Annotated in this window: 23 protein-coding genes and 1 pseudogene; 12 read left to right on the forward strand and 12 right to left on the reverse strand. The window is 58.5% G+C overall.

All coding sequences use genetic code 11. The features are described from left to right. Nucleotides 1-134: 134 nt before the first annotated feature. Both J4E42_RS03125 and J4E42_RS03130 read right to left on the reverse strand, forming a co-directional pair. Nucleotides 135-1,523: an MBL fold metallo-hydrolase RNA specificity domain-containing protein gene (locus J4E42_RS03125; RefSeq protein WP_207284564.1), complete on the reverse strand. Its 1,389-nt coding sequence runs from the start codon at nucleotides 1,521-1,523 to the stop codon at nucleotides 135-137. Nucleotides 1,524-1,621: 98 nt separating this feature from the next. Continuing rightward, the gene (locus J4E42_RS03130; RefSeq protein WP_207284565.1) at nucleotides 1,622-2,542 is read right to left on the reverse strand and encodes a universal stress protein; all 921 of its coding nucleotides are present in this window, start codon (nucleotides 2,540-2,542) and stop codon (nucleotides 1,622-1,624) included. A gap of 373 nt (nucleotides 2,543-2,915) precedes the next feature. Between J4E42_RS03130 and J4E42_RS29600 the strand changes: the two are divergent. Further along, nucleotides 2,916-2,996, forward strand: a pseudogene (locus J4E42_RS29600) (two pore domain potassium channel family protein); the annotation flags it as partial. Between the two features lie 69 nt (nucleotides 2,997-3,065). On the opposite strand, the gene J4E42_RS03135 reads toward J4E42_RS29600, so the two are convergent. After that, on the reverse strand, nucleotides 3,066-3,950 hold the full coding sequence (locus J4E42_RS03135) for a universal stress protein (protein ID WP_008028091.1): 885 nt from the start codon (nucleotides 3,948-3,950) through the stop codon (nucleotides 3,066-3,068). 27 nt (nucleotides 3,951-3,977) lie between these two features. Between J4E42_RS03135 and J4E42_RS03140 the strand changes: the two genes are divergently transcribed. Further along, nucleotides 3,978-4,127, forward strand: a complete 150-nt coding sequence (locus J4E42_RS03140; protein ID WP_207284566.1) for a hypothetical protein — start codon at nucleotides 3,978-3,980, stop codon at nucleotides 4,125-4,127. Nucleotides 4,128-4,240: 113 nt separating this feature from the next. Beyond that, on the forward strand, nucleotides 4,241-4,984 hold the full coding sequence (gene fnr / locus J4E42_RS03145) for a fumarate/nitrate reduction transcriptional regulator Fnr (RefSeq protein ID WP_008028087.1): 744 nt from the start codon (nucleotides 4,241-4,243) through the stop codon (nucleotides 4,982-4,984). A gap of 258 nt (nucleotides 4,985-5,242) precedes the next feature. On the opposite strand, the gene J4E42_RS03150 is transcribed toward fnr, so the two are convergent. After that, complete coding sequence (locus J4E42_RS03150; RefSeq protein ID WP_207284567.1) at nucleotides 5,243-6,154, reverse strand: universal stress protein; 912 nt, start codon at nucleotides 6,152-6,154, stop codon at nucleotides 5,243-5,245. A gap of 225 nt (nucleotides 6,155-6,379) precedes the next feature. Between J4E42_RS03150 and J4E42_RS03155 the strand changes: the two genes are divergently transcribed. Next, nucleotides 6,380-6,943: a GNAT family N-acetyltransferase gene (locus J4E42_RS03155; protein ID WP_008028083.1), complete on the forward strand. Its 564-nt coding sequence runs from the start codon at nucleotides 6,380-6,382 to the stop codon at nucleotides 6,941-6,943. A 59-nt stretch (nucleotides 6,944-7,002) separates the two neighbouring features. On the opposite strand, the gene J4E42_RS03160 is transcribed toward J4E42_RS03155, so the two are convergent. The 4 genes from J4E42_RS03160 to J4E42_RS03175 all read right to left on the reverse strand — a co-directional run bounded on the left by J4E42_RS03160 (nucleotide 7,003) and on the right by J4E42_RS03175 (nucleotide 10,665). Then, nucleotides 7,003-7,920 carry a universal stress protein gene (locus J4E42_RS03160; RefSeq protein WP_207284568.1) on the reverse strand — a complete coding sequence of 306 codons (918 nt, stop codon included), beginning with the start codon at nucleotides 7,918-7,920 and terminating at the stop codon, nucleotides 7,003-7,005. Between the two features lie 104 nt (nucleotides 7,921-8,024). Then, nucleotides 8,025-9,263, reverse strand: a complete 1,239-nt coding sequence (locus J4E42_RS03165) for a DUF4010 domain-containing protein (RefSeq protein WP_032828701.1) — start codon at nucleotides 9,261-9,263, stop codon at nucleotides 8,025-8,027. A 45-nt stretch (nucleotides 9,264-9,308) separates the two neighbouring features. After that, nucleotides 9,309-9,551, reverse strand: a complete 243-nt coding sequence (locus J4E42_RS03170; protein WP_207284569.1) for a hypothetical protein — start codon at nucleotides 9,549-9,551, stop codon at nucleotides 9,309-9,311. Between the two features lie 40 nt (nucleotides 9,552-9,591). Then, complete coding sequence (locus tag J4E42_RS03175) at nucleotides 9,592-10,665, reverse strand: NAD(P)-dependent alcohol dehydrogenase (RefSeq protein WP_207284570.1); 1,074 nt, start codon at nucleotides 10,663-10,665, stop codon at nucleotides 9,592-9,594. A 267-nt stretch (nucleotides 10,666-10,932) separates the two neighbouring features. On the opposite strand from J4E42_RS03175, the gene J4E42_RS03180 reads away from it, so the two are divergent. Next, on the forward strand, nucleotides 10,933-11,856 hold the full coding sequence (locus J4E42_RS03180; RefSeq protein WP_207284571.1) for a universal stress protein: 924 nt from the start codon (nucleotides 10,933-10,935) through the stop codon (nucleotides 11,854-11,856). 49 nt (nucleotides 11,857-11,905) lie between these two features. On the opposite strand, the gene J4E42_RS03185 is transcribed toward J4E42_RS03180, so the two are convergent. After that, a complete protein-coding gene (locus J4E42_RS03185; RefSeq protein WP_207284572.1) occupies nucleotides 11,906-12,457 on the reverse strand; it encodes a cytochrome b in 552 nt (183 codons plus the stop codon). A gap of 201 nt (nucleotides 12,458-12,658) precedes the next feature. On the opposite strand from J4E42_RS03185, the gene J4E42_RS03190 reads away from it, so the two are divergent. From J4E42_RS03190 to J4E42_RS03220, 7 genes are read left to right on the forward strand one after another with little or no spacing between them, the layout of a single operon-like run. Next, entirely contained in the window at nucleotides 12,659-13,336 is a 678-nt protein-coding gene (locus tag J4E42_RS03190) for a thermostable hemolysin (RefSeq protein ID WP_207284573.1), read from the forward strand. After that, a complete protein-coding gene (locus tag J4E42_RS03195; protein WP_207284574.1) occupies nucleotides 13,326-14,807 on the forward strand; it encodes an AMP-binding protein in 1,482 nt (493 codons plus the stop codon). Before J4E42_RS03190 ends, J4E42_RS03195 begins: the two co-directional genes overlap by 11 nt. Then, entirely contained in the window at nucleotides 14,804-15,478 is a 675-nt protein-coding gene (locus J4E42_RS03200; RefSeq protein ID WP_207284575.1) for a TenA family transcriptional regulator, read from the forward strand. Before J4E42_RS03195 ends, J4E42_RS03200 begins: the two co-directional genes overlap by 4 nt. Continuing rightward, nucleotides 15,465-16,271 carry an SDR family oxidoreductase gene (locus J4E42_RS03205; RefSeq protein WP_008039066.1) on the forward strand — a complete coding sequence of 269 codons (807 nt, stop codon included), beginning with the start codon at nucleotides 15,465-15,467 and terminating at the stop codon, nucleotides 16,269-16,271. The genes J4E42_RS03200 and J4E42_RS03205 overlap by 14 nt, the downstream gene beginning before the upstream one ends. Beyond that, entirely contained in the window at nucleotides 16,268-16,912 is a 645-nt protein-coding gene (locus tag J4E42_RS03210) for a tetratricopeptide repeat protein (protein WP_207284576.1), read from the forward strand. The genes J4E42_RS03205 and J4E42_RS03210 overlap by 4 nt, the downstream gene beginning before the upstream one ends. 11 nt (nucleotides 16,913-16,923) lie before the next feature. Continuing rightward, entirely contained in the window at nucleotides 16,924-17,586 is a 663-nt protein-coding gene (locus tag J4E42_RS03215) for a response regulator (protein WP_008028051.1), read from the forward strand. Then, nucleotides 17,583-18,950 carry a sensor histidine kinase gene (locus J4E42_RS03220; protein ID WP_207284577.1) on the forward strand — a complete coding sequence of 456 codons (1,368 nt, stop codon included), beginning with the start codon at nucleotides 17,583-17,585 and terminating at the stop codon, nucleotides 18,948-18,950. The genes J4E42_RS03215 and J4E42_RS03220 overlap by 4 nt, the downstream gene beginning before the upstream one ends. An 89-nt stretch (nucleotides 18,951-19,039) precedes the next feature. Here J4E42_RS03220 and J4E42_RS03225 read toward each other — a convergent pair whose 3' ends face one another. The 3 genes from J4E42_RS03225 to J4E42_RS03235 are packed head-to-tail and all read right to left on the reverse strand — an operon-like array spanning nucleotide 19,040 to nucleotide 22,046. Next, nucleotides 19,040-19,888, reverse strand: coding sequence for a fumarylacetoacetate hydrolase family protein (locus tag J4E42_RS03225; protein WP_207284578.1), 849 nt, complete (start codon nucleotides 19,886-19,888; stop codon nucleotides 19,040-19,042). A 38-nt stretch (nucleotides 19,889-19,926) separates the two neighbouring features. Next, nucleotides 19,927-20,667 (reverse strand): SDR family oxidoreductase, encoded by a 741-nt coding sequence (locus tag J4E42_RS03230; RefSeq protein WP_207284579.1) that lies wholly within the window; start codon nucleotides 20,665-20,667, stop codon nucleotides 19,927-19,929. Continuing rightward, the gene (locus tag J4E42_RS03235; RefSeq protein WP_032832480.1) at nucleotides 20,664-22,046 is read right to left on the reverse strand and encodes an MFS transporter; all 1,383 of its coding nucleotides are present in this window, start codon (nucleotides 22,044-22,046) and stop codon (nucleotides 20,664-20,666) included. The genes J4E42_RS03230 and J4E42_RS03235 overlap by 4 nt, the downstream gene beginning before the upstream one ends. Between the last annotated feature and the right edge of the window lie 13 nt (nucleotides 22,047-22,059).

Here is a 22,059-nt window from a genome sequence, read left to right on the forward strand (position 1 = left end):
GCTGATCAACAGGGTGACCAACCTATGCTCCGTGCTCCGTATTTCCTGGCCGAGCGAAAAACAAAGGCAGCTATCTCACCGATGACGCTTTAAGACCTGAAAGCCAAAGCGATACACCTTGGTCGCCTGTATTGTCACGTTGTTGAACTTGGAGAAGGATCAAGACTGGAGAGTTCGACACTATCGCGATACTCCGGAACCGAAACCGACCAGCCCAGCTCCAGACTGATTCGTCGACGCAGTACATCGGAGGCGTTAGGTTCCCCATGCACCACAAATGTGTGTTTTGGAGGTCGCTTGAAACCACGCAACCACTGAATGATTTCATCGGCGTCGGCGTGTGCGGACAGTGTTTGCATCGACACGACTTCGGCCCGGATCGGCACGTCTTTTCCGTGGATACGAACGGAAGGAGCGCACGCGACAATCTGCGCGCCACGGGTGCCACCAGCCTGGAAGCCTGGCATTAGCAGCGTGTTAATCGGCTTGGGGGCAAGCGCCTTGAGGTGATGGACAACCCGTCCTCCCGTGGCCATGCCGCTGGCGGCGATAATCACCGCCGGGGTAGTTTGCTGATCCAGCTCGATCGAATCTTTGACAGTACGTACGAATTGCGCAACATGGCACATGCCTTCGCAGTCCTCTAGAGATAATCTGTGCTCGTTACGAAAACGCTGGTACAAGCTCGTGACGTCGGTGGCCATCGGGCTGTTGAGGTAAATTGGAATATCGGGAATCGCCCTTTTCCGTTTCAACTGATATAGGTGATACATCAACAGTTGGGCACGTCCTACCGCGAACGATGGCACCAAGGTTATCCCTCGGCGTAGCGCGGTGCGGGTAATGACCTCAGCCAATTGTTCCTGCGGCGACTCGACTGGATGTTTACGATCACCATAGGTCGACTCTACCAGCAGGTAATCCGCCTGTTCGACGGTTTCCGGAGCGAACATCAAAGGATCATCGAGCCGCCCCAAATCCCCTGAAAACACCAAGGCCAGGCCGTTGGCGATCACCTCCACCGTAGCGGCACCCAAGATATGCCCGGAGCAACGAAGCTGGATGGTCATATCCGTGACAATTTCCACCTTGTGGTGCAGCTCTACTGGTCGCAACAGCTTTAGTGCTTTTTTGGCATCTTGCTCGGTGTAAAGCGGCAACGCCGGGTTGTGCTTTGAGAAGCCATGCCGATTCACGAACTCTGCCTCTTCTTCCTGCAAGCGGCCACTGTCTAGCAGCAGATTTTTTACCAGCTCACAGGTAGCGGGAGTGGCGTAAACCGGGCCGCAATAACCATTGCGCACCAGTACGGGTAAATAACCGCTGTGATCGAGATGCGCATGGGTCAGGACAATGGCGTTGAGGTCGCTGACCGGAAATTGCAACGGATCCCTGTTGTGTAATCGCAGTTGCTTGTAGCCCTGGAATAAACCGCAATCGATCAGCACATGTTGGTTACGATGTTCCAGTAAGTACTTGCTGCCCGTGACTGTGCCCGCGGCACCTAAAAATGTGATTCGCATGGCCAATTTCCTTGAGCATTCAGGAGAATGCTATTGATCGCTCCTTTTGACTCAAGGCCAGCTGACTTTTATCAACTGCAAGCTCGACGGTGCTCCTCTCAATCGGGCGGGAGCAGTGGTTTGACGATCATCAGACTGCACGGTGCTCGGTTCAACACAGACTCGGCAGTACTGCCAATAAACCGATCGTACCCATGGTGATAAACCGTGCCCAACACAACCATGTCAAAAGCATTCTGCCGAGCGAAAAGTCCGATGACCTTTTGGGGGTTACCCGTCAGCGAATGTCGACGTGTATTTTTGATGCAATAGCGCTCCGCAAGCACGTCCAAGGCCTCTTGCTGGGCATCCTGAATCGCGTCCCTCAAACTGTCATCAAAACTGCTTGTCGGCACACTCATCGGCGAATCACTCATCACGGACCAACGACTGACATTGAGCAAGTGCAGCGAGGCACCACAACTGGCCGCCAGCGTAGAGGCCAGATCGAGTACTCGGTCATTCAATCCCTGAGTAAGCTCTTCCAGATGGGACAGATCAATTGCCGCGAGAATTTTCATTGGTTTGGGATTTGCGGCACTGGTCACCAAGTGCAAGTGGGCCGGACACTCGCGCAACAAATGCCAGTCCAAAGGTCGGTGAAAGGCCCGGTCGAGTGCCGGCACGTAATGGGTATCCTTGATCACCAGGTCCGGAAGAAAGTCATTCACGTACTCAAGCAGGTGCGCCAGACTCGATCGGGCCCAGACCACTTCAGTGGTCACCTGTATTCCGATACATCGTTCAAACCGGGCTTGCTGCTCCAGCCAATGCCGGTGCACCTGCAGATAACCTTCCCTAGCCTGAGCCATCGCATCGTGGTTCAGCAAACCGGCCACCGCCAGTGCCGGGACATAATCGAACGCGACAATGTGCAATAACGCACCTGTCGCACAAGCCAAGGCATACGCACGTTCAAACGCCGGGCTAAGGGTCATTTCGCTGGGGGCTATCAATAAAATGCGTTTGAGTTTGAGCATCACGTCCCCCTCCCTGAAACCATTTATCTGCCTGATCGCAACCCGGACGTCCTTTCGTCAGGCTTCAGGCAAACGCTTGTTACTTGCGATTGGCCTTTTGCAGCATCCGCCTGGTGCGTTCGTTGTTCGAGTATCTGGCGTTATTCGGCGGGAGCCATGATTTTTATCAACTAAATTGGAGGCAATCACTGGCAGCGCAATCCCCTTTCAGCTCATGAAAGCCTTGCTGACAAACCTCAACGTTTCCCCGGTATCAGGCGTAGAAAACACTGACAGGCATTCACACCGAGATCGTCATCAGGAGTGCCTTGAGCTTACGTAAATCCAGACTGGACAAGCTTGAATTGAAGCCCGCCATCGCTGGAGACTTGCCATGCTCGCAGACACGCTGATCAATACGACGGTGGTGACCATCTCCGTAGTGATCCATTACGAATGTCTGTTGCGTCTTTCCCTCTCATATCAGACTCAGCTGTCGACCGATAAGTACGGGCCATCGAAAAGCTGTCCAACTGACGATTCGCTAAACCGCCAGAACGCTGCATGGCACCTGATACAGAATATGTTCGGTTGTGCTGCCCAGAAGCTTGTCCACTCCATGGGACTGGACCCTGCCCATCACGATCACATCCACCTTGTGTTCATTAGCGAACTCACTCAATGCCTTGACCGGATGCCCCTCAATGAAATGTCGACGATCAGAGGGCACTCCGAACCGATCTGCCAACCTCAAAAAAGAATTCTCCAGGTCACTGCGAAGCACTTTGGTGAGGTCAGCGAGGGTCAGGCCGCCCATGTCCGCCAGAAAAGCGGCCGTAATATCGCACGCGTACAGCAAATGAAGGTCGGCATTACACTGCATCGCAAGGCTGCATGCCTGCTTAATGATACGGTCGTTCAGCTCATTGTCGGCTGACTCGATATCCGTTACCTCGACCGCCGCTACAACCTTGCGTGGCAATACGTAGCCACTTCCGCCTACCAGATAAACCGGCACCGGACAGTGGCGCAAAAGATGCCAGTCCAACGGGGTGAAGAAGGCCCGCTTAAGCGTGGATTCATGCTGAACCTCCTTGATCAATAAATCGGGCTGCATGTCCGTGACGTGATCAAGGATGTCCTGCTTGATGTCCTCAGCCCAGGCTGCCTCAGTGGTCACCTCTATTCCTCTGCCGCGCAGATTTTCGGCCTGAGCCTTGAGCCAGTCGCGATGGTCCTGCAGGTAGCGTTCCCGAGCGGGTTCCCGTTCGCCTTCTTCAAGTAGTGATAACCATTTGAACGAGGACGTTAGCGCCGCGATATGCAAACTCGCGCCACTGGCCTTCGCCAGCGCCGCAGCATGGTTCATGGCAGGGGAATGGCGCAGGGCCGGGTTGATGATCAGTAACAGGCGTTGATACTGGCTCATGATGGCCTCCAGTCAGGTGAGTATCCAATGCAAGCCATCTTCCGGCTGGGCGCCAATGACCCGCTGTCCGCAGCCTTCTGCACCAGCGGCTGCACGCTGATTCATAAGTCGATTCTGCAAGTCCGATGCGCTCATGACTTGATCTACATCAATAGCTATAGCCGCTGCCCAGGATGAATGTTGAACCGTTCTTTTCCACTCATCGGCGATACCGATAAATGCATGAATGAAAGGCCCGCACTTCGACGCAAGACCTATGCTTAGTACACTTTTGGAAAGGTAGCCTCCACATGCCGGAAGCCCGCCCGCTTCAAGTTCAATACCTTAAAGCTGCATGCTCCAACTGCAGTGTATTGGAACTGTGCCTTCCGCTTGGCCTGACGGCCCTGGAGATCGAGCGTCTGGACACGCTGATCGTGCAAAGATTCAAGGTCAAAAAAGGCGCGGCACTCTACCGCGCAGGCGATCCGTTGCGCTCGCTTTACGCCGTGCGAATCGGTTCGTTCAAGACCAGCGTGGTTTCGGTCGATGGTCGCGAGCAAGTCACAGGGTTCCAGATACCCGGCGAAATGCTCGGCCTGGACGCCATCAGCACCGATTTGCATGCGTGCAATGCGGTTGCTCTGGAGGACAGCGAGGTCTGCCCCATTCATTTTTCCCACCTGGAAAAACTTGCCCGAGAACTGCCTTCACTGCAGCACAACCTGAACAAAATCCTCAGCCGGGAAATCGTTCGCGATCACGACATGCTGATGATGCTGGGCAACATGAACTCGGATGAACGCTTGGCCGCTTTTCTGATGAATATGTCGCAACGCTTGAATACGCGCGGATATTCGTCCAGCAACTTTGTACTGAAAATGCGTCGGGAGGAAATCGGCTCTTACCTAGGCCTTCGCCTCGAAACCATCTGCCGGGGTATCGCACACTTGCGTGACCAGGGGTTGGTGGAAATAACCGGCCGCGACGTTAACATCATGGATCTGGACGGGCTCAAGCAACTGATCGTGGGCTGCCATCGCCACTTGAGATGAAACCTGACGTCTGGAGCGTCTTCAGGCGTGCCATGGTCCTGAATCGCCCCGGCCAGCCGTTACAGCTTTCGGGCCCTGCAAATGGTCAAGGACGCCCACTATCCGGCACCCGTCCAGACGACAGCGAGGGTCAGGCTTATGCCCGATCACCGGGTGCCGAATTGGCCGGGGCTTCGGATCAGCCTCCGCGACACCTGCTCGATGCCAATCAGACGCTGGAACGGTTACGGGCCGGGCAGTTCAACGGCGCAATCGTGCTCACTCCCTGACGCGCTGCCTGACGGCCAGAATACTCCCCGGCACCGAGTACAGCGCCCGCTCAGTATTGCTGCCGATAAGCCGGTCGATTCCCACCCGATGCACAGCACCCATTACCACCACGTCGGCCAAGTACTCCTCGACGAATCCACTGATCACAGGCACCGGCAGCCCCATAACGAAATGGCGTCGTTCTGGCGGCACGCCGTGGCGCTCCGCCAGAGTAATAAACGCTTCATGCAAGGATTGACGCAGCTCCTCAATATAGTCCACGCCCCAACCGCCCCCGGCCAGTGGCGCATCGCTGTTGAAGACGGGCGACAAGTCATAGGCGTACAGCAGGTGTAACGGCGCATCGCATTGAAGAGCCAGGGTATTGGCCGTCTGAATGATGGTGTCGTTCAAACCGCTGATTTGTGTCGACGAATCGAACGGGTCCACTGCTGCCACGATCCGGTGTGGCAAGCTGTAACGGACGTAGTTGACCAAGTGCATGGGGATTGGGCATTCACGCAACAAGTGACAATCGAGCGGAGTAATGAACACTCGCTTGAGCGCGGGTTCAAGGGTTACATCCTTGATCAGCAGATCAGGCTTCAGATCTTCGACCGTCCTCAAAATGTCCAGTAACGGATGGGTGGTGAAGACGGCTTTGACCGTGACCTCCAAATCCAGGTCGCTGAGCCGATCGAATTCTTCGGCCTCCCAGCGGCGATAGCGACGCAAATAGCGCTGCTGCTCTGCGTCGTCGATTTTTTCCTCCCACAAATGCACCACCGGTGTTGGCTCGACAAAGGCCCGCACATCCAGAACTGCCCCTGTGGCCCCAGCCAGAGCGACGGCGCGCTGCATGGCGGGCGACTGCTGAAGGCTTTTATCGACGATCAGTAGCAACCGTTGATATTGACTCATCACACACCTCCGTTCGACCCCGGTCTTCACGTGCCGGCATGCTTCAACACTGCGCTCTGGTACCTCGTGCGAGTTGATTTACATCAAACACAGGTGAATTGACGCCCCCGGCACCAGTCTCTGATCCAGATCAAACTCCAGCGTAGACAGCGGCGTAGAAAGGCATCAAACGCGGTTGCTTTTTCTGACTCGTCTCCCTTCAAAACCGTGCTGGAGGAATACCCCATGCTCACCGTCAAAGACCACAATGATCGAGCCGCGGCCGCGTATGCCGCGGTCGACGGCCAATACTGGATCGAAGCGCTCAGGGACGGCCGCCACGTGCTGATACGGCCGCTGGCGAAAAAGGATCGCGACCGTGAATATGCCTTCATCAAGCGGCTGTCTCCGGAGTCCCGGCACATGCGCTTTCTCGCGCAGATCAACGAGCCCGGCGCTGCGATGCTCGATCAGTTGATGGACACCGACAACAAACAGCGCGTGGCCTACATCGCCCTGGTCCACGACAATGGTCAACTGATCGAGATCGGCATCAGTCGTTACGCGGCCACCGGCGAACATGAATGTGAATGCGCCGTCACGGTCGCCGATGAATGGACGCACCTTGGGCTGGGTACGTTGCTGATGGAGCATTTAATCAAGGCCGCCCGCAAGAACGGTTTTCGCCATATGTATTCGGTGGACGCCGCCAACAATGCGCCCATGCGCGACCTGGCCAAGGCATTGGGTTTCGCGACGAACAATGACCCCAACGACACCCGTCAGGTCATCCATCGTCTTTACCTGTAAAAAATCACCCCGCGATGTTCCGGCCAACGGTCCATCGCGGGGCGATCCAGTCCTCAGGATTACAGCATTCGTCCCGGCTTGATCGCCAGCACACTGCACGGCGCCCGATGCAAGAGTTGCTCGGCCGTGGTTCCTAGAAGTTTTCTCAAGCCTTTGTGCTGCACAGTGCCCATGACGATGACATCGGTATTGTGGTCCGAGACAAACTCACAAATACGCGGCACAGGTGACCCCTCGTAAAAGTGACGACGCTCCGGAGGCACGCCATGGCGTTCAGCGATGGCCGCAAACGCGTCATGCTGAGCCGTTCCCAACATTTCATATAGACCGGTGGCCAGCGGTAAGGCGGCAAAGCCCATGTCCTGAGCGTATACAACCGTCCAGTCATACACATGCAGCAGTTCAAGACTGGCATCACAGACCGCAGCCAGTTTCGTTGCTGCGTCGATAATCTGGTCATTGAACACATGGTCCTGATCCTCATCGCGCAACACATCAATAATGGCCAGTACGTTGCGCGGCCGGGGATTTAGAGGCGTGGTCACCAGATGCACCGGTACCGGACAATCACGCAGCAGCTGCCAATCCAGCGGCGTGAAAAACACACGTTTCAGCACCGACTCTTCCTGGACGTCCTTGATGATCAGCGTCAGCGGCATCTCATTGATGAAGTTCAGGATCTCTTCGTAAGGATGCTGTACCCACACCACCTCGCTGGAGACCTCTACGCCATGCTTGCTCATCAATCCGGCCTGATCGGCGAGCCATTGCCGATGGGTTTGCAGATAGCCGTCCCGGGCCAGACTGAATTGTTCCGGGGCGAAAAGCCCCGCCACCGCCAGAGCTTGTGAATAGTCGAACGCCACGATGTGCAACGGCAATTGCATCGCCAGCGCCAACGCAGCGGCCCGGTCGAATGCCGGTGTCCGAGTCATGGCTGAAGGAGCGATCAAGAGTAAACGTTGAGTCTGCGACATGGGACACCTCGGCACGCGGCCATTTCAATCCAGGAGTAGAACCACAGATTGATTGCTCCCCGTACCGACCACTTGATTTTTATCAGTTACCCGCGCGATGTCCGTCAGGACACCCCCATGCCCGCCCACATTGCCAGTGTCAGCAACACCTGGCCGGGAATCACATAAGCGGCAAACCGTCGCCCGCCGCTGACCCACGCCACCACGCATTTGCTGACGGAGTTGCTGCTGATCGCAATCAGCACAGGGCCGACAACGGCATCGAACGGCAATTGGCCGGACTTGGCCAACGTAGCAATCGACGCCGTCGAGGCATGCGCATCGGCAAAACCGCTGAACGTGGCCGTCAGCATTACCCCCAACTGGCCGAAATGGCTGAGCATCATGGACGAAACAAAAGTGATGCCGGTCATGGTCAACGTGACGATCAGGGCCAGTTTGAGCTTGAACGCACCACCGACCTTGATTGACTCGTTAGCCCCGGAAGCGGTCTTGGGAAACATCAGGCACACGCCATACAATGCTGTGACGGCGGCTCCGGATACCAGCGGCCCCCACATGTGGTGGAGCAAACCGGGATCGACCGCCCCCAGGATCAGGCCGACCTGAGTGACAGTGGCCATATTGGACAGGATCGCGGCCGCACTCAGGAGCTTTGTGTTGTCGGGCTGTCGGGCGACGAGGTGGCCCATGGCGGCAATCGTTACGGTGCTGGAGGCAAACCCGGAGGCAATGGCGCTAATGGCGTAACCGTAACGGGTGCCCAAGGTACGAACAGCAATGTGTCCAATCGCCCCCACGGCCATAAGCAATACGGTCAGGGTGCAAATGGTACGAAAATTGATGGCCGCGTAGGGGCCGATGAAGCGGTCCGGCGCCAAGGGCAGCACGACCAGCGCAGCAGTCAGCAGGATCAGGCCGTCACCCAACTCCGCTTCGGTCAATTGGCTACGGGCAAAGTAATGCAGCTTCTTTCGATAGGTCAGCAGCCCCGCGATCACCACGCCGATGGCAATCGCCAGCTCGGGGTTCGTGCCGCACAACGCCCCCAGTACCAACACCGTAAATAACGCCACCTCGCTGGTCACGCCGGGGTCGTCGCTCAGGCTTCGCCAATACGCCACGGTGACGAGTAACCCCAAGGCGATCGCCATGATGCCCACCAGCAGGCTGCCACCGACCTGCATCGTCACATAACCCAACAACGCCGTAATCGCGTACGTCCGTAAACCGGCACAAGCGCGGGTTTCCCCCTGCCCCTTGTGTCGTTCGCGCTCAAGACCGATGAGCATGCCAATTCCCAGCGCCGCAGCTGCACCTGTCAGCCCAATGGTTTCGTTCATTGGGTTGTCATTCGCATGAAGCCCGCCCGGTACTGGCCCAAAGCGTTACTCCACGAGGTCGGCGCGAACCTGCTCGCCCTTGGGACAGTCCGTTCGAGGGTCGGCCATCAGTCTGGTAAAAGCTGCCGGGCCAGGGGGAATCGGCCAGGCGTGCGGCGCTTCGATACGGGCCTTGAGTTGGCCAACGAAAGCCTGCGCTTCGCTCAGGCTATTGAAGTTCACTTCCAGGGCATCCATGCACACGACCCAGCAATGGCTTGCCGGTTTCTCCGTGATATCAATGATCATAGATACCTCCGTTCTACTTCGAGAATAAAGCCGGACAGCCTCACGGCGTAATCGCGATCTTCATCACACCGTCCTGTTGGTGGGCAAACAACTCATATGCCGCCTCGATATCATCGAGCTTGAAACGGTGTGTCACCAGTGGCGACAGGTCCACACCAACGCTTTGCACCACCGCCATCAAGCGGCGCATGCGCTCCTTGCCGCCGGGGCACAGGGTGGTGACGATGCTGTAGTCCCCCAACCCTGCAGCAAAGGCATCGAGGGGAATGCGCAGATCGCTGGAGTAAACGCCGAGGCTGGACAGTCGACCGCCCGGACGTAGCACCCGCAGTGCGGACTCGAACGTCCCCTGGGTCCCCAGTGCCTCGATAGACACATCGACACCCCGACCATCGGTCAAGGCCATGATCTGCTCGACCACGTTACCGTCCTTGAAATTGACGACATGAGTCGCGCCCAACCGTTGCGCGACGCTCATCCGCTCGGCCACGGCATCGACGCCAATGATCGTCGTCGCGCCTTTGAGGCGTGCACCAGCCACCGCGCAGAGGCCGATTGGCCCAAGGGCAAACACGGCAACTGTATCGCCGATGGTCACTTCTCCCCGCTCTGCCCCGGAAAATCCGGTGGACATAATGTCCGGGCACATCAACACCTGCTCGTCACTAAGCCCGTCGGGAATCGGGCACAAATTGGCAATGGCGTCCGGTACCAGCACGTACTCGGCCTGGCAGCCGTCAATAATGCTGCCGAACTTCCACCCCCCGATGGCGCGAAAACCATGGCGTGTGTCCGGGCCGTCCTGTGAGCCGCAACCACAGAGACAGGCATAACTCTGTCCGCTGGGCGTAATGGCACCGGCAATCACCCGCTGGCCTTCAACAAAGCCACGCACCTGGGAGCCCAAGCGTTCAATGATGCCCACTGGCTCGTGGCCCACGGTCAGGCCCTTGGCCACTGGATACTCACCACGCAGGATATGCACGTCGGTGCCACAAATGGTCGTGGTGGTGATACGGATCAATGCATCCTGCGGCCCGACTTCAGGGATGGGTTTGTCTTCCAGCACGATCCGGTTCTGCTCAACGAAAACAGCCGCTTTCATGGTTCCCATGGTGATCCCTCTTATGCCGAGCCAACGTTCAGTTCGAATCCAAAGACTGCGCTGGGTTGACGGACGAAAGATTGATAATGGTCAACAATTTCGTGACTGGACAATCCCCGGACAACCGCACGTCGGACTACATCGTCGGTCTCCCCTCCATTTGACAAAGATCAAACTCGATGCCCCGTTCCACAGCAGGATAAGTGCAAGGCTTCACTGCCCAATGCCTCAGCCATTGGGGCAAGAAACAGCGCGATTACCTACCGGAGAGTTGTCATGTCTGATCAATCACGTTTCATGCTGATCGTCTCGCCGTTGATGGAAAATAGCCCCGCCTTCGACCGGGCCGCCGCACTGGCCAAGGCTGCAGACGCGGCACTGCACATCGTGGCGTTCGATTACCTCGAAGGGCTGGCAACGGCTGGAATGGTCAACGAACAAGCGCTGGAACAGATGCGGCTGGGCTATGTCGAGCGCCATCGTCAATGGCTTGAAGATCAAGCTAGACCGTTGCGCAAAATCGGGGTTCACGTCACTACTGAAGTGGTCTGGGTGGAGCGGCCGTTGCAGGAAATCCTCGTTCATCTCAAAGAACAGCCGATGGCCGTATTGATCAAGGCGCTAGAACACGAATCCCTGCTATCACGCCTGATGTTTACCCCGCTGGATATCCATCTGCTACGTGAATGCCCTGTACCGCTGCATTTTGTCAGCCATATGCACCATGCTTTACCACGAAAAATCGTCGCCGCCGTCGACCCTTTCCACTGTGATGACCAATACAAAGGTTTCAACGACAGGATTTTGCGCGAGGCGTCAAAACTGGCCACTACCTGCAACGCCGAACTCGAAGTGATCTACGCCCATGACCTTTCATCCATCAGTGCAGATGAATTCGGTTTCAGCAATGGTTCGGCATTTTTTTCTTCGAGCAAAGCCAAGACCCTGTTCGACGCGCAAGCGGACGCGTTCCGCGAGCTTTCGGAGCGCAACGGTATTGCGCCGGAGCACCAGCACATGATCATGGGCAATCCGGCCAAAGTGCTTTCCAGCTATGCCGAGGCTTATGACACCGATGTGATTGTGATGGGTCGCATAGGTCACCGCGCCATGGAGCGATTAGTCGGCAGCACCGTGGAACATCTGCTGTACAAGATTCCCTGCAGCGTCTGGGTGGTTTCGCCAGAAGTACTGGACTGACTGACTCGTGTCTCTCCAGGACGCCGTCAGGGTCAAGAGCGCACTGAATTCATGACCTGCTTCGTCCAGACAACATCCGGGCAAGGGTGTTATCACCGACCCAGTAATGATGGAACAGGCCAGCGAGCGCATGCAGGCCGATCAGCCAATAGCCGCTGGTGCCAAGCCATTCGTGCCAGTACTTGAATCGCTTGGCCAGATCCGGATCCACCGACACCGGTGCCGACAGATAGAAGTCGAAATACGGCAAGGGCTTGCCTCCCGCAGCCAGCATCAACCAGGCCATCAGTGGCGTCACAATCATCAAGCCATACAGCACCAGGTGCATCAGATGTGACAGGCCGGTCTGCCAGGCCGGCGGCGTTGGCGTGATCGGCGGACGCGGCGTCAGACGCCCGAGCAGGCGAATCCAGACCAGAGCGAAAATGCTTATCCCGAACAGCCCATGCAACCCCAGGAACAGAGCTCGTGCGTTGCTGCCGCGTGGCAGCAGCCCCTTGATCTCAATGCACGCATACACGCCGACGAACAGCGCCAACATCAGCCAGTGCAGGGTGATCGACAGCTTTGCATAACGATCTGTGACTATCTCGCGGGTCATAAACACGCCTCATCAAATTTTGGGACGACTGCCGTGCGACAGCCTCTGAGCGGTTGCTTTGAACCGGCGGCACGCAGCCTGTCGGTCAAAACTTAAGACAGTCTGAAGAACAGCGCTCAACGAACCTTTTTCCACCTTCAGACTTCATTAAGAAATGCCTCGGATACTCCCCCCAAACTTATAGAGGGAGGCGTTCCGCCCATGCCCGATTTCGACTGGAACATTGCACTGCCGCTGCACTTCGGCCAGGCAGAAACGCCACAGATCGTCCTGTCCCGCGCCTTGCCGGGCGATGAACAGAGGCCGGTATTCGAGAACTTTATCCAGCAACGCTTTCGCAAGGTTCACGGCGCAGACATTCGTCATTTCATGCCGCAGTTGTTCGGCATAAGCAGCACCGACGGCGAACTGTGCGCGGTCGCCGGGGTACGCCTGGGCCGTGACGAGCCGTTGTTTCTGGAGCGTTATCTGGACAAACCGATCCAGACATTGATCAGCGCCGTGGTAGAACGCCCGGTGGACCCTGCCGGCATTGTCGAGGTCGGCAATCTGGCCGCCACCGACACCGGCAATGCGCGGATGAGCATCATTGCCATCACCTACCTGCTGGCCATGGGCGGGCTGGAATGGGTGGCATTCACCGGCAACATGGGCCTGGTCAACAGTTTTCACCGACTGGGCCTGAAACCGGTGACCCTCTGCGCCGCCGACCCGCAGCGACTGGGCGACGACCGGCACAGTTGGGGCAGCTACTACGAAAGCAAACCCTGGGTTCACGTCGGCAACATCCGCGCCGGCTTCATTCATTTGCGCAACATCGGTCTGTTCAGCCGGCTGGGCTTGCCATCGTCCCTTGACGGAGCCTGCCATGTCGCCTGAATGCCAACGATTCGAGCAGGCCTTGCGCAGCCATGCCGAGCGCAAGAGCAACGTCATTGCCCTGTGGGGCGACACCCTGAAAATCGATTACGCCACGCTGTACGCTGAAGTGAAGTACCGCCAACAGCGTCTGCGCGATGAACAGGCAAGCGTCATCGCCCTGGCTCTGGACAACGGCGTCGAGGCCATACTCTGGGACTTGGCCGCGCTGTTCGAAGGCCTTGCTTGCGTGACCTTGCCCCCCTTCTTCAGCCCCGCACAGCGTGCCCACTGCCTGGAACAGAGCCAGGCAGAACGAGTGATTGCCGAACCGGAATTCGAAGCCGAACTGCTCGTTGCCGGCTATGAGAAAAGCGCCGAGTTCTGGCGACGCCCGTTCGCCGGCCCGAGCCCGATGCACCCCGGCACGGCCAAACTGACCTTCACCTCCGGCACCACCGGGACTCCCAAAGGCGTGTGCCTGAGCGCCGACAGCTTGTTGCGGGTAGCGCGGGAACTGGATCAGGCCAGCAAACCCACTGAACCACAGCATCACCTGGCGCTGTTGCCGCTGGCGATCCTGCTGGAAAACCTGGGCTGCTACGCCGCGCTCTACGCCGGTGCCACCCTGAGCCTGCCGAGCCAGAAAACCCTGGGCATCCGGGGCGCCAGCGGCGTCGATGTACCGCGCCTGCTCGGTTGCCTGGCCAGTCGTTCGCCCGAGAGTCTGATTCTGGTGCCGCAACTGCTGCTGATGCTGGTCAGCGCAACCGAACAGAACGCGTTCAATCCGCAAACACTGCGCTTTGCCGCCGTCGGTGGCGCGCGGGTCTCTAAGGACTTATTGCAACGCGCCCGACATGTCGGCCTGCCGGTCTATGAAGGTTACGGCCTGTCCGAATGCGCTTCGGTCGTCTGCCTCAATCGCCCTGCAGCGTACCGTGCAGGTAGCGTCGGCCGGCCCCTGCCCCACGTCGAAGTGAAACTGGCCGAAGACGGTGAGGTACTGATCAAGGGCTCGCTCTTGCTCGGTTACCTGGGTGAGCCGGCCTACACCGACGAGTGGTGGCACAGCGGCGATCTGGGGGAGTTCGACGCGCAGGGTTTCCTCTTCCTCAACGGTCGCAAAAAGCATCAGTTCATCACCAGCTACGGGCGCAACGTCAACCCGGAATGGGTCGAAGCGGAACTCACCCAACGCCAACACATCGCCCAGGCTTTTGTGTATGGCGAGGCTCTGCCGCGAAATCACGCATTGTTGTGGCCCAACCGCCCGGACTGCACGGACGAACAACTGGCTGCTGCCGTCGACGAAGCCAACGACGCGTTACCCGATTATGCGCAGGTGCATCACTGGACACGCCTGAATGAACCCTTCACTGCCGCCAATGGCCTGCTGACCGCCAATGGCCGCCCGCGCCGGGACGCCATCGTCGCGTTGTACCGCGCACAACTGACTGAATTTCCCCATTCCGAGGAGCCCGCATCATGACGTTTTTCGACACTCTGCAAGAAGCCACTCAACAAGAGCGCCACGAACTGTTCAACCTGCCGATCATCCTCGATGCGCTGCAAGGCAAAGTCAGTCTTGAAAGCTATCGGGCGTTTCTCGCTCAGGCTTACTACCACGTGCGCCACACCGTGCCGCTGATGATGGCGTGCGGCGCGCGCCTGCCCACACGCCTGGAATGGCTGCGCAAGGCGGTATGTGAATACATCGAGGATGAATACGGCCACGAACAATGGGTGCTCGACGACATAGCCGCCTGTGGCGGTGATCGCGAAGCGGTGCGCAACGGCCAGCCCTCGCTGCCGATTGAACTGATGGTCGGCTTTCTCTACGACCTGATTGCCCGGGGCAACCCGGTGGGGCTGTTCGGCATGGTCAACGTGCTGGAAGGCACCAGCATCGCCCTGGCGACTCACGCGGCGGGCAGCATCCGTGAGCACTTGGCCTTGCCGGAAAGCGCCTTCAGTTATTTGAGCTCCCACGGTTCGCTGGACATCGAGCACATGCAGACCTATCGCCGGCTCATGAATCAACTCGACGACAGCGCCGACCAGGCCGCCGTGATCCACGCCTCGAAAGTGGTGTACCGGCTTTACGCCGACATGTTCCGCGGTTTGCCGGGCCGCCAGGAAGTCCAACATGCAGCTGCATGAGGCCCGTGTGGTCCTGACCGGCGCGAGTGGCGGCATCGGCATGGAGATCGCCAGCGCACTGTGCGCCGCCGGTGCCCGGGTCCTGGCCGTGGCTCGTCACCAGGAGTCACTGCTGCCGCTGCTCGCGCGCTATCCGCAGAATCTGCACTGGGTGGCCGCCGACCTGACGTTACCTTTTGACCGGCACAAGGTACTGGCCGCCGTTGAGGCCATCGGTGGCATCAACCTGTTGATCAATGCCGCCGGCGTCAATCATTTCGCCATGCTGGAGCAGCTCGATGACAGCGACATCAACGCCATGTTGGCGGTCAACGTCAGTGCACCGATTTGCATGACCAAGCTGCTGTTGCCGCAGCTCAAGCAAGCCGACAGTGCCATGGTGGTGAATGTCGGCTCGACCTACGGTTCGATCGGCTACCCCGGTTATGCCAGTTACTGCGCCACCAAGTTTGCCCTGCGCGGTTTTTCCGAAGCCCTGCGCCGGGAACTGGCGGATACCCGGGTCAGTGTTCTGTACGTGGCACCCCGCGCCACCCGCACATCGATGAACAGCGCGGCGGCCCAAGCCCTGAACGATGCCCTCAAGGCCAATGTCGACGACCCGAAAACCGTGGCCTCGGCCGTCCTCCACGCAATCGCCGGCGACCACCGCGACCTTTACCTGGGCTGGCCGGAACGTTTTTTCGTGCGTCTCAACAGCCTGTTGCCCAACCTGGTGGATCGAGGCCTGCGCAAGCAATTGCCACTGATCCGCCGTCTGAGCCACAAACCCGAGAACGAGCAAAAACCATGAAAAAAATCATCGTCTGCCTTTTGATAGGCGCCTTCAGCCAGATCGCCTGGGCCCTCGACAGCGCCGACCAGCAACGCCTCTCTGCCCTCCAGCAGAGTTGGGCGCACATTCAATACGAAATGCCGGAAAAACAACGCGAGCAAGCCTTCGAACAACTGGCCGCGCAAGCCTCCGCCTTCAGCCAGGAACGCCCGGCCGTGGCCGAAGCGTGGATCTGGAAAGGCATTGTCACCAGCAGTTGGGCCGGCGCCCAAGGCGGGCTCGGGGCATTGGGCAAAGCCAAAGACGCCAAGGCTGACCTGGAAAAATCCCTGACTCTGGACCCCAAAGCCCTGCAAGGCTCGGCTTACACCAGCCTCGGCGCACTGTATGACCGCGTGCCGGGCTGGCCCATCGGTTTTGGTGATTCAGACAAGGCCGAACAACTGCTCAAGCTTGCCTTGCAAATGAACCCCAATGGCATCGACAGCCTGTACTTTTGGGGCGATCACCTTTACCGTCAAAAGCGCTACTCTGAGGCCAAGGCAGCGTTGCAAAAGGCGCTGCTGGCCGCCCCTCGCCCCAACCGCGAAACGGCCGACGCCGGGCGCCGCAAAGAGATCGAGACGTTGCTGGTGGACGTAAACAGAAAACTCGACTGACAGGAGTTCGCGTGCGTTTATTACTGATCGAGGATGACGTCGCCCTCGGCGAAGGCATTCACCAGGCCCTCGGGCGCGAAGGCTACACCGTCGACTGGATCAAGGACGGCAGCAGCGCCCTGCATGCCTTGCTCAGTGAAACCTTCGACCTGGCCGTGCTTGATCTCGGCCTGCCGCGCATGGACGGTCTCGAAGTGCTGCGACGCCTGCGCGACAGCGGTTCCAACTTGCCGGTCCTGATACTCACCGCCCGCGATGCCACCGAAGACCGCATCGCCGGGCTGGATGCCGGCGCCGATGACTACTTGATCAAACCGTTCGACCTGGCCGAACTCAAAGCCCGGTTGCGCGCCCTGCTGCGGCGCAGCGCCGGACGCGCGCAAATGCTGATCGAGCACGCCGGCATCAGCCTCAACCCCGGCACGCAGCAGGTCAGCTATCTTGGCCAGCCCGTGGGGCTGACACCCAAGGAATACCAGTTGTTGCACGAATTGCTCTCGCCACCGGGTCGCGTCATGACCCGCGATCATTTGATGCAATTGCTGTACGGCTGGAATGAAGAAGCGGAAAGCAACACCCTGGAAGTGCACATCCATCACCTGCGCAAAAAATTCTCCACCGACCTGATCCGCACCGTTCGTGGTGTGGGCTATCTGGTGGAGGAACGTCGATGACGTCGATCCGTCGCCGTACGCTGACGCTGATCATCGGCTTGATGCTCGCCGGGCTGGCGGTGATCAGCCTGTTTAACGTGCACGACAGCAACCACGAAATCGCCGAGGTCTACGATGCGCAACTGGCGCAGAATGCCCGCCTGTTGCAAGGCGTGATGCGCATGCCGTTGGCGAGTCAGGAACATGCGGATCTGTACCAGGCGTTCAATACGGCGCTGGGCGAGGCAGTGCCTCGCGGCGATGGTCATCCGTACGAAAGGAAAATCGCCTTTCAGGTGTGGAGTCCCAAAGGTGAAGTGCTGGTGCACACCGCCAGTGCGCCCTCGTTCGGCACGCCACCGAACACACCCGGTTTCAGTGACGTGGTGGATTTGAACAATCGTCACTGGCGCGCCTTTGTCCTTGAAGACAAACAAAATGGCCTGCGCATCTGGGTCGGTGAACGCGACGATGTGCGGGCGGATCTGGTCGATCGCATCGTCCGCCACACCCTGTGGCCGAACATGCTGGGCAGCCTGATCCTCGCGGCGATGGTTTGGCTGGCCATCGGCTGGGGGCTCAAGCCGTTAGCCGATATGGCCGCGACCCTGCGCGCACGCCATAGCGGCTCGCTGGAGCCGCTGCAAATGACACCGCTGCCCAGCGAACTGGAACCGATGCAGGCGGCACTCAACCGCATGCTTGCGCAAATTCAGGACGTGCTCGGACGTGAGCGGCGCTTCATTGCCGACGCCGCCCACGAAATGCGCACGCCCTTGGCCGTCTTGCGGGTGCACGCACAAAACCTGCTGGAGGCCGGCACCGAAAATGACCGACGCGAATCACTTGAACACCTGATCGCCGGCGTCGATCGTACCAGCCGCCTGGTCAACCAATTGCTGACCATGGCGCGTCTCGAACCGAAAACAGCAGCCAAAACCCCTCCCCCCATTGACCTCACAGCCACCGTTCGAGAAAGCCTGGTGCAGTTGACTCCCTGGCTTTTGAGCAAAGGACTTGAACTGGTTTTCGATGCGGATGATGACATCGGCCCGGTCAGGATCGATTCGGCCGACATCCACATTGCCTTGAACAATCTAGTGACGAATGCGGCAAATTTTTCACCGGCTAACGGCTTGATCAGCGTGCGCCTGGAAAGAAAAGAAGATCGCTATGAGTTATCCGTCGAGGACGAAGGCCCGGGAATCGAAGAGTCGGAACGCAATCGGCTCCTTGAGCGCTTTTACAGCCGTGGCAATGGCCAAGGGGCAGGCCTGGGGCTGGCCATCGTCAAGGCAATCGCAGATCGTACGGGAGGGGAAATCAAGCTGGAAAATCGAACGCCAACGGGGACCCGTGCGACGTTAGTGATTTGCCCTCGCTAAGTTGAGTTTGAGTTAACAAGACCCGAGAAAAACGACAAAGCCCCGATTGCTCGGGGCTTTGTCATTTCTGGTGTTTGGGAACGCTTGCCTCAATCCGCCTGCACGGTGACTTGCTGCTGTTCGCCCAACCCTGCGATGCCCAGGCGTATGGTCTGCCCCGGACGCAGGAAAACCGGCTGTGGCTTGATGCCCAGCCCAACGCCCGGAGGCGTGCCCGTCGAAATCACATCGCCAGGTTGCAGGCTCATGCAACGACTCAGGTAAGCAATCAGTTGCGGCACGTTGAAGATCAGCGTCCGCGTATTCCCTTGCTGATAGCGGTGTCCGTCGACATCGAGCCACAGGTCCAGCGCATGCGGATCGGGGATTTCATCGCGGGTTACCAGCCACGGGCCGAGCGGACCGAAGGTATCGAAGCCTTTGCCCTTGTCCCAGGTACCGCCCCGCTCCAGTTGCCATTCGCGCTCAGAGACATCGTTGATCACGCAGTAGCCGGCGACATGCTCCATGGCGTTGGCTTCATCGATGTTGCGCCCGCCTTTGCCGATGACCACGCCGAGTTCGACTTCCCAATCGGTCTTCTTTGAACCGCGCGGGATCTCGATGTTGTCGTTCGGGCCGCAGATGGCACTGGTCCATTTGTTGAAGATGATCGGCTCTTTCGGCACTTCCATGTTCGACTCGGCCGCATGGTCGGCGTAGTTCAGACCAATGCAGACGAATTTGCCGACCTGGCCGACGCAGGCGCCTATCCGTGGCTTGCCGGCAACGATGGGCAGGCTGGACGGATCGATGGCGGCAAGCGTTGCCAGGCTTTCCGGGCTGAGGGCCAGTCCGGCGATATCCGGTACATGCGCCGAGAGGTCGCGGATCTGATTATCGCCATCCAGCAGGCCCGGTTTTTCCGAACCTTTTTCGCCATAACGCAACAGTTTCATTTAGTTCTCCTGCTCAAACCGAAAGTGCGAAGCGGGTTTCAGATGCTCATGCCGCCATCGATGACATGCACACCGCCTGTGGTGTAGGCGGACGCATCGCTGCCCAGGTACAAAGCCAACTGGGCGATCTCGTCGGCACTGCCGATGCGCCCCATGGGTTGACGGTCAAGGAATTGCTGGTAGACCCGTGCTTCGTCGACGCCTTGTTGCGCGGCCTGTGCGGCAATACGCTGACGCAGCGACGGCGATTCCACGGTACCGGGGCAAATGGCGTTGCAGCGAATGCCCTGACGGATGAAGTCGGCGGCAACCGCCTTGGTCAGCCCTACCACCGCCGCTTTGCTGGCAGCATAGGCAAAACGGTTGGGCACGCCTTTGATGCTGGAAACCACCGATGACATGTTGATGACTGATCCACCTCCGCGTTCCAGCATGCCCGGCAGGAACGCGCGGATCATGCGGTACATGGCGGTGACGTTGATGTCCATCGACCGCGCCCAGTCCGCTTCATCGCATTCGAGAATGTTGCCACTGTGCACGTAGCCCGCGCAGTTGAACAGCACGTCCAGTGCGCCGATGCGCTCTCTGATTTCGCTGATGGCGGTAGTCGATGTCACGTCCAGGGTAATCGCCGTTATGCCTTCAAGCCCTTCCAGCCTGCTGATATCGAGGTCCGTGGCAAACACTTCGGCACCGGCCCGGGCAAAGGCAATGGCGCTGGCCATGCCGATACCCTGCCCCGCCGCCGTGATCAGCACCCGTTTGTTCTGCAGGTTCATGCAGCCTCCAGCTTCGCGGTGAGGGGTGCTGTTTTAGGGGTTCTGCCGAGCATCGACGCGGGAATGGCAAGGATCAGCCCGCCGCTGACGAACAAGCACAGCGCCAGTACATAGGTGCCGTTGTTGATATTGCCGGTCAGGTTTTCAGCGACGGCGGTGATCATCGAGCCGGTGAAACCGGAGAGGTTGCCGAAGGCGTTGATCATGCCGATACCCGCCGCAGCGGCGACGCCGGAAAGCACGGTTCCCGGCAGGGTCCAGTAAATCGGCATCAGGCTGAGGATCCCCGAGGCAGATACGCTGAGGAACAACACGGACAACACCAGGTTGTCGGCGAAATACGCGCTCAGGATCAACCCCAAACCACCGATGAAGGCCGGAATCGCCGCGTGCATACGACGCTCACCGGTCCGGTTGGAGTGCCGTGCGTTGAGCAGCATCGCAACCGTGGCAATCGAATAGGGAATGGCGGTCAGGAGGCCAATGTGCAAGCTGTTGGTGATGCCCGTGCTCTTGATGATCGAAGGCATCCAGAACGCCAGGCCGTAGAAGCCGGTGTTGAAGGTCAGCAGGATCAGCACCAGCAACCACACCCGCGGATTGAAAAACACCTCGCTCAGGCGCGAAGCCTTGCCCTGGTTATCGGTTTGCAGATTGGCCTTGAGCAAGGCTTTCTCCGCAGCGGACAGCCATTTGGCGGAGTCGATGTTGTTGGCCAGGCAGACGATGACGACGAACGCCATGATGATCGAGGGAATGCCTTCGATGATCAGCATCCATTGCCATCCGGACATGCCCTGCACGCCTTGCATGCTGCTCATCAACCAACCGGAAAGGATCCCGCCCAGGGTCAGGCTGACCGGCAAAGCCATCAGGAACCCGGACATCACCCGGCTTTGCCGATGGGTCGGAAACCAGTAGTTGAGGTACAGAATCACACCCGGGAAAAAGCCGGCTTCACAGATGCCCAACAAGAAGCGCAGCACGTAGAACATCGTGCTCGATTCGATGTGGAAGAAACCCGCCAGTGGCACGGTGAACGCCACGGCCATGGAGATTACGGCCCAGGTCAACATGATCCGGGCAATCCAGAAGCGCGCGCCGTAGCGATGCAGCAACAGGTTGCTTGGCACTTCAAACAGGAAGTAGCCCCAGAAGAACATACTGGCGCCCAAGGCATAGACGGTGTTGCTGAACTGCAGCTCGTTGAGCATGTCGAGTTTGGCAAAGCCGATATTGACCCGGTCCAGGTAAGCCGCCATGTAACACAGGAGCAGGACAGGAAGAATTCGCCAGATCACCTTGCGGTAGGTCCGGTCTTCAAATTCAAGGGCGCTGGCCTGCGCCTGCGCGGGCAATTGCTCGGATATCGTTTGCATGAGGTAACCCCTG

The sequence above is a fragment of the Pseudomonas sp. FW300-N2A2 genome (genome assembly GCF_017351735.1).
Lineage (GTDB): Bacteria > Pseudomonadota > Gammaproteobacteria > Pseudomonadales > Pseudomonadaceae > Aquipseudomonas > Aquipseudomonas migulae.